Origin of the sequence: Phenylobacterium sp. NIBR 498073, assembly GCF_027286305.1 — a bacterium.
In the GTDB taxonomy this organism is placed as follows: domain Bacteria; phylum Pseudomonadota; class Alphaproteobacteria; order Caulobacterales; family Caulobacteraceae; genus Phenylobacterium.
This window is the reverse complement of sequence record NZ_CP114599.1, coordinates 2,009,529-2,021,717: the sequence shown is the minus strand read 5'-3', so window position 1 is coordinate 2,021,717 and position 12,189 is coordinate 2,009,529. Positions and strand designations below refer to the sequence as shown.

11 protein-coding genes are annotated in these 12,189 nt (G+C 66.8%); 3 read left to right on the top strand and 8 right to left on the bottom strand.

Features of this window, described 5'->3' with window-relative positions; translation table 11 throughout:
- Positions 1-4: 4 nt before the first annotated feature.
- Positions 5-970, top strand: coding sequence for a FecR family protein (locus O4N75_RS10085; RefSeq protein ID WP_269629219.1), 966 nt, complete (start codon positions 5-7; stop codon positions 968-970).
- Between the two features lie 40 nt (positions 971-1,010).
- Here the strand turns inward: O4N75_RS10085 and O4N75_RS10080 are convergent, their stop codons facing one another.
- Genes O4N75_RS10080 through O4N75_RS10070 form a run of 3 tightly spaced genes read right to left on the bottom strand, consistent with a single transcriptional unit; the run spans position 1,011 to position 5,258 of the window.
- Entirely contained in the window at positions 1,011-1,340 is a 330-nt protein-coding gene (locus O4N75_RS10080; RefSeq protein WP_269629218.1) for a hypothetical protein, read from the bottom strand.
- An 11-nt stretch (positions 1,341-1,351) separates the two neighbouring features.
- Complete coding sequence (locus tag O4N75_RS10075; protein WP_269629217.1) at positions 1,352-3,217, bottom strand: SNF2-related protein; 1,866 nt, start codon at positions 3,215-3,217, stop codon at positions 1,352-1,354.
- Positions 3,201-5,258 carry a patatin-like phospholipase family protein gene (locus O4N75_RS10070; RefSeq protein ID WP_269629216.1) on the bottom strand — a complete coding sequence of 686 codons (2,058 nt, stop codon included), beginning with the start codon at positions 5,256-5,258 and terminating at the stop codon, positions 3,201-3,203. Before O4N75_RS10070 ends, O4N75_RS10075 begins: the two co-directional genes overlap by 17 nt.
- 379 nt (positions 5,259-5,637) lie before the next feature.
- Between O4N75_RS10070 and O4N75_RS10065 the strand changes: the two genes are divergently transcribed.
- On the top strand, positions 5,638-6,759 hold the full coding sequence (locus tag O4N75_RS10065) for a PIN domain-containing protein (RefSeq protein ID WP_269629352.1): 1,122 nt from the start codon (positions 5,638-5,640) through the stop codon (positions 6,757-6,759).
- Positions 6,760-7,385: 626 nt separating this feature from the next.
- Here the strand turns inward: O4N75_RS10065 and O4N75_RS10060 are convergent.
- Together O4N75_RS10060 and O4N75_RS10055 are read right to left on the bottom strand one after the other, a co-directional pair.
- The gene (locus O4N75_RS10060) at positions 7,386-8,051 is read right to left on the bottom strand and encodes a PEPxxWA-CTERM sorting domain-containing protein (RefSeq protein WP_269629215.1); all 666 of its coding nucleotides are present in this window, start codon (positions 8,049-8,051) and stop codon (positions 7,386-7,388) included.
- 291 nt (positions 8,052-8,342) lie between these two features.
- Entirely contained in the window at positions 8,343-9,218 is an 876-nt protein-coding gene (locus tag O4N75_RS10055; protein WP_269629214.1) for a beta-1,6-N-acetylglucosaminyltransferase, read from the bottom strand.
- Between the two features lie 217 nt (positions 9,219-9,435).
- On the opposite strand from O4N75_RS10055, the gene O4N75_RS10050 reads away from it, so the two are divergent.
- Positions 9,436-9,753 (top strand): hypothetical protein, encoded by a 318-nt coding sequence (locus O4N75_RS10050; protein ID WP_269629213.1) that lies wholly within the window; start codon positions 9,436-9,438, stop codon positions 9,751-9,753.
- On the opposite strand, the gene O4N75_RS10045 is transcribed toward O4N75_RS10050, so the two are convergent.
- From O4N75_RS10045 to O4N75_RS10035, 3 genes are all read right to left on the bottom strand, one after another.
- Entirely contained in the window at positions 9,750-10,262 is a 513-nt protein-coding gene (locus O4N75_RS10045) for a DUF2478 domain-containing protein (protein WP_269629212.1), read from the bottom strand. The genes O4N75_RS10050 and O4N75_RS10045 overlap by 4 nt on opposite strands.
- A gap of 5 nt (positions 10,263-10,267) precedes the next feature.
- Entirely contained in the window at positions 10,268-11,317 is a 1,050-nt protein-coding gene (locus tag O4N75_RS10040; protein ID WP_269629211.1) for an aldo/keto reductase, read from the bottom strand.
- 69 nt (positions 11,318-11,386) lie between these two features.
- Complete coding sequence (locus O4N75_RS10035; RefSeq protein WP_269629210.1) at positions 11,387-12,145, bottom strand: class I SAM-dependent methyltransferase; 759 nt, start codon at positions 12,143-12,145, stop codon at positions 11,387-11,389.
- Positions 12,146-12,189: the final 44 nt, after the last annotated feature.

Sequence of the window (12,189 nt, the reverse complement as noted above, 5' to 3'; positions counted from 1 at the left end):
ACCCATGGACGGCAGGGACCCCATCGCCAAAGAGACCCGCGATGAGGCGGCCCGCTGGTATGCGAAACTCAACAACACAACCATCACCACCCAGTGCCTTCGCGAATTCCGCGAATGGCGGAATATCGGCGACAACCGTCAGGCCTATGACGACATCGACGCCTTCTGGAAACGCATCGAGGCGCTGAAGGCCGACGAGGAGATCAAGGCCGCAGCCCAGGAAGCGCTTGATCGCAAGAAGCCCGGCCGCCCCGGGCCAGTGCTCAAAGGCCTGATCGCCGCCTTCCTGGTCGCATCTAGCGGCGCGGCGCTTGTCTATGGCTACCGCGCTTACATGGGGACGGCCTACTCCACCGACGTAGGCGAGCAGCGCCTGGTGCGCCTGGCGGATGGCTCGCGTCTTCACATCGACACCGACAGCCAGCTGCGCGTGCGCATGCGGCCAAGCGAGCGATCCATCGTACTGGTCCGCGGCCAGGCCTTCTTCGAGGTGGCTCACGACCCTGCCCGGCCCTTCGTCGTCCAGTCGAATGGGACGTCGGTGCGCGCGCTCGGAACCCGGTTCGACGTCCGCCAGGACAAGGACGGCGTCCAGGTCATCTTGGTCGAAGGCAAGGTGCAAGTGATGTCCGCCACAAGCGGCAGGTCCTGGACGCTCGCCCCTGGCGAGGAGATCCGGACTTCTACTGCTGCTCCAGCGCCCAGGCCGATCGACGCGGTGGCGGCCACCAGCTGGACGAGTGGCCGGCTGGTCTTCCAGGACCAACCGCTTCAGTCGGCGATCGAGCAGGTCAACCGCTATAGCGCCACCAAGGTCGTCCTTGGCGAGGCGGGCCTTGCCAGGACGCCCGTCTCCGGATCGTTCGAGACCGGCGACACCGAGGCTTTCGTGGGCGCCGTGAAGGACCTCTACGGTCTCAAGGTCGCCAGCCGAACGGCGCGCGAGATCCGCCTCGAACCTGCGGCTTGACCGCGAGCCGACTGCGGCTGCAAAAATTCTTCGCCACCAGTCAGGGTAGAGGCCGTCGTGAGCCGTCTATCCCCGCAAGGCCCACAATCCGAGGCCGCCCGTCATGACGGCGGGCGCCGGAAATGATCGGGCCCTTATCCGCCCCGACGTTGTAGTTGTCGGCCAGGTCGAGCGAGGCCAGTTCGAATAGGCCGCCGCCGGCCTTGCTGACCGTGAAAATGGCGTTGCTGCCCCAGTTCATCAGGGTGGCCCCGGTCGGGTCCGCATTGCTCGGGTTCGTGCCCCAGGAGGCGAAGCCATTGATCTGGTCGCTGGTTTGGAAGATCAGGCCGCCGGATGTGATCGGCTTAGCGCCATGAAGCTTGAACATCGCGTCGGTCTTCAGTTCGTTGAAGGTGGCGACGGTGGCGGCGTGGGCGGAGGTCGCTCCGAGAAGGTGACGACGGTCGCCGCCTGAACGGAGGTGGCGCCAAGAGCGGCGGCGGCCAGGATCGCCGCGGCAGGTAGAAGGGTCTTCATCGGAGTTCCAGACAGTGATGTGGAGCGCAGGGATTGCGCCCGTTCACGCCCTGTCTGGCGGCGGACCAGCCACGCGCAGCTGTTTCGCGGTGAACTCACACACAGGCGCGGTGAACGGTCGGGACAATGGAGACGCGCCGACCAGGCAAGGGCGGCGTCAGTCCAGAACGCTTCCCGCAACCGGCGCTCCAGCCATCGGCGGGTGTCCTCATACTCGGTGAAGAGGATCAGGCGGCGCTCGTTCCAGACGCCATCGGTAAAGAGGTTGGCCTTGATCCAGTCGACAAGGTGACGGACGCGGGCGTCGGGGCGGGTGGCGGCGTGCTCAGCGATGGCCAGCATCTCGTCGACAGCGGCGAGTTCGGCCAGGAGGTCACCCTTTCCGGCGCCGACCGAGCCGATGACCGTTGCCGCATCGGCGAGGCTGTCTTCCTCGGCGTCGGCCGTGGCCTCGGCTTCGGCATCTTCCAGATCGAGTTCGGCGATGTCGTCTCCGGCGCGCGCCGCGACGAACCCCTGCGCGGCGCCCGCGGATTGCAGCGGGGTCTCCCCGTCGATGATCCGCTGGAGCCCCTTGCGATGCACCTTCAGGGTCCGCGCGAAGGCGGCGATCGAGGAGAGCAGCCGCTGCTGAAGCCCCACGAAGGCCAGCTTGGCGAGGGCGGCCTTCTGGGTCGGCAACATCGCGACGCGCAGCATGCGCAGGTCGCCATAGGCGGCGAGCCGGCTTGCGAGGTCCAGCTCGGGGGCGTTGTCAGGTAGGCCGTCGATAACGATGGGCTCGATGATCCGTTCGGGGAAATCCTCGCCCAGACGGCGCAAGTCGGACTTCAGCCGCCGAACCATGACTGGCTCGAGGTCCTTCGGCCGCACGATGACGCCGCGGGTGAACCGCTGCGGGTCCAACATCTCCAGCAGCGCCGAGAAGCTATTCGAGTGTCCGTTGTGCGGGGTGGCCGACAGGAACAGCCGATGCTCAAAGCGATCCGCGAGCTCGCGGACGGCCCGGGTGAGCTGGCTAGAGACTGCGTAGCGAACGCCCGCCGAAGGGGCGGCGTGGTGCGCCTCGTCGAGGATGAACAGGGCGCGGGCCCGGAATTCGCCGAGCACGTCTCGCAGCCCGCCAGCGTAGGTCTCGTCGGTCAGGAGCCGATGGGAAATGATGAAGCGCGAACCGGTATTCCAGGAGTTCACGGCGAACCCGCGCTGGCGCCGCAGGTCGGAAACCCGCTCCCGGTCGATGATGTCGAACGACAGGCCGAACTTGGCTTCGAGTTCGTCCTTCCACTGGATCGTCATCGACGGCGGGGCCGCGATGACGATGAAATCGACCCGCTTGCGCAGTAGCAGCTCTCGCGTGACGAGGCCGGCCTCAATGGTCTTACCCAGGCCGACATCATCGGCGATGAGGAGGTTCACGCGCGGAAGGCGCAGCGCTTTGCGGAGAGGCAGTAGTTGATAAGCGTCGAGCCGGATGCCGGCCCGAAACGGCGCCTGCAGAAGTTCGCGGTCCGCCGCGGTGGCGGACTTCCACCGCAACGCCCGCACATGCGCCGCCAGGACCTCCGGGCTGTCTGGACCGCCGAGGCCGACCGACTGCCAGCCCGTGTCGTCAATCACCGACGCCCCGACTTCGGCGTCCCAGATCACTTCGAGCGCTTCGCCGTTGGCGTCGTCGGCGATGCATGACAGCGAGAGGGTCTTAAGCCCCTCATCGGCGTCGTTCACCCCATCCACCAGCCAAGGACGCCCGCGGACGTTGACAAATTCCCCCTCGACCGGCGAGGCCGAATGGCTTCCACCAGACACCATTATCCCCCTGACGCTTAGACCGCGACCTTAGGGCGGTTTGAGACAAATCTACAATCGCGCGAGTGGGAGCGTCACAGGCCGAACGCGGCGTCGGCGAGGTGGCCTCTTTCAGCCATGAAGCGCCGCAGTAGCCGCGCTTAATCTGACATATCTGACCACGCGTTCGAGTCCGCGGCGGGCTCGGCGCGCGGATCGGCGATGAGCCCCTTCCCGATCGCCCAGTCGAGCTCGGCGACCGAGCGCATGACGTCACCGTCCGGCTTCCAGATGTGCAGCTCGACGTCCGGCGCATACCAGTAACGTTCGGGCTCTGCCTGCGGCGGCTCGGCGATCCCACCATCGTTTTGTAGCTGATCGCGTTGGGCGCATAGGTACGGTAGTCGCTAGAATAGCCCGGCCAGGTCCGCGCGAAGCCCTCCGTCAGCTCACGCAAATGCTTGTAGGCCACCAGCGTTCGGCGATAGCGGTGCTCCTCGAACTTGAACCCCGCGCGGATTTTTTGGCCGGCCTCGGAGCCATAGCCCATCAGCCGCCGAGAAAGCTCCGGCTCCATGCCGAGGTTCAGCCGGCCCTCGCCCTCGTCCAGGCGGATGCGAACCACCCGCTGCCGTTGGCCGGGCAGGACACTCATCATCTCGTCCTGCCAGTCCTTGGCCGCGCTGAGCACCACATTGAAGAAGCCGAATGCCCCTTTGATAGTCCGGATCGGGGAGAAGGCGCCCTCGCCCGCCGCCTGCGGCAAGCTGATCCGCGGCAGACCAGGCGCGTGCATGTCGTCGAGGCTCAGGGCGAAAGTCGGGCGGCTCGGGATTAGTGAGTCGAAGAAGTGGATCGGGAAGTTGCTAGTGATCCCGCCGTCCGAAAAGAGGATGCGCCGCACGGGCGGCGGCGTCCCCGGCGCCAGCTCGTCACGGGCCGCCGCCCCCACGTCCTTCATATGCATCGGCACTGCCTGGATCAGAATCGGGAAGCTGAGGCTCATCCTGACGCCCACCAGGACCGGCAGATCGTCCGCCGCAGGCAGCGCCAGCAGGTCGCCCTCCCGACGCGGCGAGCGGGCCTCGAGGTGGCGCATCACCTCGACTGGGAACAGCCGCCGCCACTCGGAGGGATCGAACATTACGTCGAGGCTCAGGTGGGGGAACGCGTGCGGCCGGCCGATCGACAGGTTGGTGGTCATCATCCGCAGGTCGATGCTGCGGGTGCCGGCGGCCGCATCCTCGGGTGCGAGGCCCACCTTCGCTAGTTCTCCGAATGTCAGAGGAGCGCGGCGCGGATCCGCGCCGAAGGAGATGAACTGCAGCGAGTCGTGTATCCATTCGGTCAGCGCCGGGGAGGCGGTGCCCTCGGTGGTCAGGCCGCTGCACATCCCGAAATCCTGCTGCGGCAGGTCATGAGTGAGCAGCGTCCTTATATGAAAGGCCATCACCAGCACGGCCCCGATCACCGCCGCCAGGATCGCCCCCAGGATGGCGACCACGAGCGCACCTGCGCTCGAGCCGAGAGCCAGGGGCAGGAACGCCACGACACTGAAGACTAGCAGACCCGCACCCGCGCCGGCGGCTAAGGGCGCTGCCAGGGCCCGCAGGATCCGCCGCAGACGCCCGCTCGACTCACCGGTGGCTGCGAGCGCCGCCTTCATCACCCACGCGAACCGCGGACTTGGCTGGAAGAGGCTCCCCAGGATCGCCGGCAGTTCGTCGCACCGGGCCTTCAGCCGAGCAAAGGCCTCAGGGTCGCCCGACTGCCGGCCGTACTCGGCGGCGGCGGCGAAGGCGGCGGCGATCGCGCCAGCCGAGGTGCCGCCTATCGAGCGAAAACGGTAGACCTTGGCCAGTTCGAGGATGGCGTAGGGATAGACCACCCCCGACGTCACCCCGCCCTTCATCACGAGGTCACATTCCTCGAGCGGTTCCTCCCCTAAGACGTTGGCCTCGCCAGCAACCTCGATCTTCATTGCCACTCCCCCGCTTCCGCTGACACCCTAGGTGGCACCCCGTCCACACATAGACCTGGCCTTGAATGATGAGCCAACAGAGCTGGTCAAGTTCGGGGCGACCGTCGGCCAAGAGCAACGCGCTTGCGCCCTCGCCGGCCCCTGGCGGCTCAATAGCCAAGCGCAGCCATAGCCGATCACCTCGACGGCCGCGTAGAGCGGCGTGTCGCTCGCGACCTTCAACTGGCAGCATATCATGGACCAGATCAATGGGCTGCCGCTCCCCCGAAGCGCCGGCGATGCCAGAGGGCAGACAGGCACCTTGGTTGTCCATCATTGGCTCGCGCCAGTGCCATGCGCGAGCTAAAGGAGGGGCGAGAGGAGCGCGCCCGTGCCCGCCATGACAGAGGCCGAACTGGCCGACGCAATCGCCCAGCGCCAGTTCGGAGCTGTCACCCTCGACACCAGCGTCTTCGACCGGTTTGGATGCAACCTGCAAACTCCGGCCCTTCGGGCGCTCGGCCCCGTGGGGGCTCAGCATGACGTTCACTTGGTTTTCAGCGAAGTGACCGTGCACGAGGTCCAGGCCCATCGGCGCCGGGCCGCGGAGGAACACGCGCTCAAGCTCAAGGCGGCACTTAATCAATACCGCAGAGCCTGGCGCCGGACTGAGCCCCTCTCCCAGCTTGCCGCTGCAATCGATCTCGACGCCGATGCCAGCCAGCTGGCCGCCGGAGAATGGGACACGTTCACCGCCGAAATCGGAGCCCATGTCCTGTCCGCCGACGGCCACGCGTCTTTCAGCGAGCTCGTCCGTCGATATTTCTCAGCCGAGGCTCCGTTCGCACAGAAAGAGGGGAAGAAAAATGAGTTCCCTGACGCCATAGCGCTGCTGACGCTCGAATCCTGGGCCGAAAGTACCAATGTCCTGCTGCTGACGGTCAGCGGCGATGCCGACTGGAAGGCCTATGCCGAGACATCGCCGCGTCTGGTCTGGACCTCAGACCTGGACGGTGCCCTGGACCTGTTCAACCAGGCAGGCCATCGGGTGGCGGAACGCGCCGTCGAACTGCTCGCGGCCGGGGACGCTCCCGAGTTAAGTCATGAGATTGAGCTCGAGATACAAGCCTGGCTGGACGACGCCGACTTCGAGGTCGAGGCGAGTTCCGACTTCTATTACGACGTCCAGCCCGAGAGCGCGGTCCTTCAGACCTGGGAGATCGTCCTTCCGCCCAAGGTGCTCGCGGTTCAAGGGGAGGACGTCACCTTCTCCCTGGAACTCGACTGCTTGATCGAATTCCGCGCCGAGTTCGATCTTTCGGTGCGCGACAGCTTCGATCGCGACTACGTCCGCCTCAATACGCAGGCCGCAGAAAAGCAAGCGCGGCACAGGCTGACCTTGGCAATCACCATCAACCGCAGCTTCGACGCTGGTTTGGAGGTAATCGCCGTCGAAGCCAACCGCAGGCGGCTGCGCGTCGATTTCGGCAATGTCGAGCTACAGTGGAGCTACGAAGAGTAATAACATATGGCACACGCCTGGAGGGCGGTGGAGACAAGTTGCCACCTGACTGCCCCCACCACCATCTTTTTTCGCCGCTAAACCGGCGTGAATTCCCTTCCCGAGAACGTCTTCAAGAAGTCCGTCGGTTGAGCCGCCTATCCGCCTCGCTCAACGGCACGGCGAGGAACGCCAGCGCAGGGTCGTGCGACAACCGTCTGATGCGCGTCGGCACGACCGCCCCGCCCGAGATACTGGTGAAGCCCTCGTGATGACGGACGTGCAGCGGCCGCGCGGCTACAGCGCGGACACGCCGTGCGGGACAAGGTCGCCCGGCTTCCTACCGCCGGACAAGGGCCGAGGAATTCGCTCTGAAAACACGAGGTGGGAGGCGACGCCGCCGGCGATAGGCCGGCGCTGCGCAGGACTGCATCCTGCTTCGCCGCCCCCTGGGCCAGGGAAGCGGCCTTCCGGCTCTCGGCGTCCACGCAGGTTCGGTTCGCCCCGAACGCCTTCTGCCCGCTCGCCGTATAGTGGTCTTCACAGTCCCGGCGTGGCGAGCATAGGCCCGTCGAGCGAGGGGCCAGCGCTCAGCGCCATCGGGGGCGGCTCGGGACCATCCCGAGCCGCCGATCATGGCAGGAGCCTCAGGCCACAGCCGCGAGCGGGTTTCTCCGCCGATGGCGCAGAAGGGCGCCAACGCCGCCGAAGCCCAGGATCATCATCGCCCAGGTGGCCGGCTCAGGCACGGACGATTGCACTTCGTAGCGAATGTTGTCGATGCCGCCGACGCTGGCGTCAGGGCCCCAGCGGATCACGACGCCGTCGAGAAATGCACTATTGACCGCCAGGCTCTTGTGCGTGGATCCGGTGCCAGTGCTATAGCTGCCAGCAACAAGTTCGTTGCCCGCAAGATCCATAACCTTCAGCGGCAGGGTCGGCGCGAAATTGACATAACCGACGAAATCGAAATCAAGCAGCGAGATCTTGTAGCCATTGCGCGCCTTCAGCGTGACTTGGCCAAGGGTTCCGTCGAGGTAGCTGCCGGCAGTCAGGACTTTCCCCAGATCGCCGAAGTTGGCGTAGAATTGTTGGGCGGCGCCCACGACCGTCCCGTCAGGCTTGATGTTCTGATAGCTGACATCCATCGCATCGGTATCGCCGAAGGTTTGCAGCATCATGCAACGCGAGCCGTTCGATACGCATTGATCGCTGCCGGCGTCGAAGGTGATCGTGGTCGCCGCGCCAGCGGCGCTCGACATCGCGAGGCCGCACAACAGGGCGGCTCCGCAGAGCACGGACTTAAGCTTCACTGGATTCTCCTTTGAGGATCTGATCGAGGGACCGGCGGGGGCCAGGTCAAGAACCGCCTCGCGTTCGCCGCCCTCTCACTCACCTCATCGAGCTGGACAATGGCCCAATCCGCCAACGCCATTCGCGCGCGTCCTAATTTTCGGCAATGCTACAGGCTGCCTGGGTCTGCCGCGCACTGTCGCAAGACCTGGCCGAAGTGGGGTTGGGGCGAGACCGTCAGCCGTCCCCCTCGGCCTCTCCAGCATGCGACCATTGAAGCTCAGCATCAGGCCTTGCGCCTCGCGCGCAGATCAGCTGTACGGCGGCAGGCGCAGGAAGAAGTCGTCGTGCGACAGCGCGAATTTCCTCGCGAACCAGGCTCCGCTCTCGGCGATGGCCTTCTGGTCGCCGCGAGCCAGCAGCCGCGGGCTGTCGCCGCCGTCCGTCCAGTCGATGTAGCGTCGACAGTCGGCCAGCCGTTCGGGCAATCTGGCGGCGACGATCGTCTGGACGACATGCTCTTCGCAAACATAGGTCCCGACGAGACGGCCCGAGTCCGTCAATCGGCGCAACTCCACGGCGACCATCTGCAGCGCATCGTTCGGCAACGACCACCAGGTCTCGCCCTTGAACCATCGGCCCCACGGACGCGAGCGGTCTCCTAGGAGCCGGTGACGCGCGCCATCCAGCCATCGCGACAGGCGAACGATCGCCGGCTTGAATCGGTAGGCCATGGGCTCGCGCCGCGGATCGGGCCGCAGCCAGCGCGCGTCGACGTGGAAGCGCTGCATCCGCTCCTCCTCTCGCCCGAACTCCGCTTCGATATAGCAAAGGGGGATCTGGGAGGCCTCGAGCTCCCGGACGATCTCATGGCGAGACATGACCGGCCAGTCCGACCCGCTGACCAGGTGCGCGTAGTCGAACTCGAACGCCATGGCCCGTTCGATCAGTAGGATGATCGCCGCCTGAAGGCTCCGATGCCCCCAACGGACCGAGACCGGGTTCTGGATGACCTCCACCCGCCGGGTATCAGGGGGAGGATCCTCCCGCAGGCTACGCCACAGGTCCGAGCGACGGTCCGCGTGAACGATGACCATGTCCACGCCGCCCGCGGGCGCCAACCGCTCGACCAAGGCGTCAAGCTGCGGCCGACCTTCGTGGGCGAGCACCAAATAGATCATCCGCATTCGGACACCTTCGAGCCCCTGCCGACACCGAACACTGACGCAGTGTGCGGCCGAGCTCAATTCCGAATTACAGCGTTCACCGACCAACGATCTTGCCGTGCACCCCGACGCCGACACAACGGAGCGGGCCACACATCCACTACGGACGGTGGCGCCAAGTCGCCGGCGGCCACCCTGAGGCCATGGCTAAAATGTTCTTGTTTTGTTTCAACGGGACATGCGTGCGCCCCCACCCGATCGAATACTGCCCCTGCCCGCGCCCCGGCTCGACCAGGCGCGGTACTTTCCCGGATGCGTCGTGCTGCTCTCCTGCGGCGGATGCGGCTGGCGGCGGCGCTACGACCCGCTGAGGATTGCGCACCGGCTCTACACGCTGGGCGACGGCGGTTTGCAGACGCCGGTGGCCGACGTCGCAGCGCGGATCAAAGCGGCCTGCGCGCGGTGCGGAGCGCGGCGGTGGGACGCCTGCCTGGCCTATCCCCCGGGGCTGGACGAGCGCGAGGCGATGCGCCTGCGCCGGCGCCTGCGCGACTAGGCCGCCTGCCGATTCAGGCCGCGCCACCAGGCCTCGACCGCCTCCAGCCGCGGCGGCAGCATGACGAACAGCGGCGCGGCGAAGGCGCTCCATGCCGGATCGAATTTTGGCGCCACGGACGTCAGGATCGGAACTCCGCCGGCCAGACCGGCGGCGAAGGCGTCGCTGAGGCCGCTGCGCTCGGCCTCCAGCCGCCCGAACTTGCTGAGCACCACGAGGTCGCAGCCGGCGGCGATGTCGCCGCGCACCGCTTCGCAGGCGCTCACGACGCTGCCGGCGTCGACGCTGCAGGCGCTGGAGCCGCGGCCCAGCTCCTGGAACACCTCGAACCGCCGCCCGTCGGTCAGACTGCGAAGCTGGGCGCGGCCGGGGACCGGCTCCTCCTCCACGACGCCGACGACACGAACGGGCGTCCCGAGCCGAGCGACGAAAGTGGCGAACAGGGCCTGGATCTGCGGCGTCGGCGCGCCGCGCACCACCGCGATCGGCGCAGGCTGATCGAGCGTCACGGGCCTCAGGCCTTCGGGGTGAAGGGCGCAGGCACGCGCGCTCCGCCCTGGCGGGCGAACATCCAGCCGGGATACTCGGCCGGCAGCTCGCTAACCGCATCAAGCCGCTGCATGTCCTCGGCTGTCAGTTGCAGCTCGACGGCGGCCAGGTTGTCGTCGAGCTGCTCGACGGTCTTGGCGCCGATGATCACGCTCATCACGTGGGGCTTGGCCAGCAGCCAGGCCAGCGCCACGCGGGCCACGGACGCTCCATGCGCCTGAGCCACGTCGCGCATCACCTCCACGCAGGCCCAGGCGCGATCGAGGTTCACCGGCGGGAAGTCGAAATTGGTGCGCCGGGCGTTCTCCGGATTGTTCGAGCCCGGCCCGAACTTGCCCGACAGCAAGCCGCCGGCGAGCGGCGACCAGACCATCAGGCCCAGTTGCTCGGCGCTCAGCATCGGGACCAGCTCACGCTCCAGGTCGCGGCCGGCGATGGTGTAGTAGGCCTGCAGGGTCTCGAACCGCGCATAGCCCTTGGCCTCGGAGAGACCGAGCGCCTTGGCTATCTTCCAGGCGGCCCAGTTGGAGACGCCGACGTAGCGGACCAGCCCCTGGCTCACCAGGTCGTCGAGCGCACGCAGCGTCTCGTCGATGGGGGTCACGGCGTCGTTTCCGTGGATCTGGTAGAGATCGATATGGTCGGTCTGCATCCGCTCCAGGCTGGCCTTCACCGAGTCCATGATGTGGCCGCGCGAGGCGCCGCGGTCGTTGGGCCCCGGCCCCATCTGGCCGAACACCTTGGTCGCCAGAACCACGTCGCTGCGCTTGACGCCGAGGTTCTTGAGCGATTGGCCGAGGCGCTGTTCCGAGGCCCCGAACGAGTAGACGTCGGCGGTGTCGAAGAAGTTCACCCCGGCGGCCAGCGCCTTGCCCATGATCGCGTCGACCTCGGCCTGCGGCAGCGAGCCGATCGCCTTCCAGATGCCGGCCTCCTCGTTGCCGCCGAAGGTCATGGTTCCCAGGCAGATCTCGGAGACATAGAGGCCCGTCCGGCCAAGCTGCTTGAACTTCATGCGATGGCTCCCGGCGTTGACGCAGCAGCCTACATAGCGGTTCGCGGCAGGCGCAAGACGGCCCCTTCCCTATGGTCGCGAGACGATCAGCCGGCGCGATCCGTCATAGGTCGCCATGTTACGCCAATGGCCGTAGCGGGCGTCCCACGCGCCCGAGGCCAGGTCCGCCGACAGGGCGGCGACGAACCGCGGCTCGACATCTGGTCCCACGAAGCCCCAGGAGGACTGGGCGCGCCGCACCGCCGGGTCCAGCAAACGCTCGGGCCGGGCGTAGAAGGCCTCGGTGATCCCGTCCGGGCAATCGGCGGCGATGGGCACGGTCTCGACGCTTACCTGGCCGCCCAGGCCCCGCACGATCGCCGCGATCTCGGGATAGCGTTTCTGCTCGGCGGCCAGCAGCTCGGGCGCGTAGTCGTTCAGCCACCATTGCGACAGCACCGATCCGTCGAAGGCGGCGACCACCACCGGCCCACGCGCCACGCGCCGCAGCTCCGCCAGCCCCTTGGCCAGGTCGCGCCACTGGTGGACGGTGGCCACCGCCATCGCCGCATCGACGCTGTCGTCGTCGAGTGGGAGCGCCTCGGCGAAGCCCTCGATCGCCAGGCCGGCGTCTGGCCGCCGCTGGGCCCGCATCACCGCCGAGGGCTCGATCGCCAGCACATGGCGGTCCTGCGGCTCGTAAGACCCGGTTCCCGCCCCGACGTTGAGCACGGTCCGCACCGGTCCCAGGGCACGGCGGATGCGCGCCGCCAACACCGGATCGGGCCGGCGCTGTGCGCCGTAGCCGGTCCCGGTTCGCTCGTAGTCAACATCCCCGCCAACCGCCATCTGTCACTTATCCTCACGTCGATCTCGATACCCGAACATCCAAT

Bases quoted from the DNA above. Each gene is read 5' to 3' on its own strand.
- O4N75_RS10085 (WP_269629219.1), top strand. From the start codon at position 5: ATGGACGGCAGGGACCCCATCGCCAAAGAGACCCGCGATGAGGCGGCC.
- O4N75_RS10080 (WP_269629218.1), bottom strand. From the start codon at position 1,340: ATGTTCAAGCTTCATGGCGCTAAGCCGATCACATCCGGCGGCCTGATC.
- O4N75_RS10070 (WP_269629216.1), bottom strand. From the start codon at position 5,258: ATGAAGATCGAGGTTGCTGGCGAGGCCAACGTCTTAGGGGAGGAACCG.
- O4N75_RS10065 (WP_269629352.1), top strand. From the start codon at position 5,638: ATGACAGAGGCCGAACTGGCCGACGCAATCGCCCAGCGCCAGTTCGGA.
- O4N75_RS10055 (WP_269629214.1), bottom strand. From the start codon at position 9,218: ATGCGGATGATCTATTTGGTGCTCGCCCACGAAGGTCGGCCGCAGCTT.
- O4N75_RS10050 (WP_269629213.1), top strand. From the start codon at position 9,436: ATGCGTGCGCCCCCACCCGATCGAATACTGCCCCTGCCCGCGCCCCGG.
- O4N75_RS10040 (WP_269629211.1), bottom strand. From the start codon at position 11,317: ATGAAGTTCAAGCAGCTTGGCCGGACGGGCCTCTATGTCTCCGAGATC.
- O4N75_RS10035 (WP_269629210.1), bottom strand. From the start codon at position 12,145: ATGGCGGTTGGCGGGGATGTTGACTACGAGCGAACCGGGACCGGCTAC.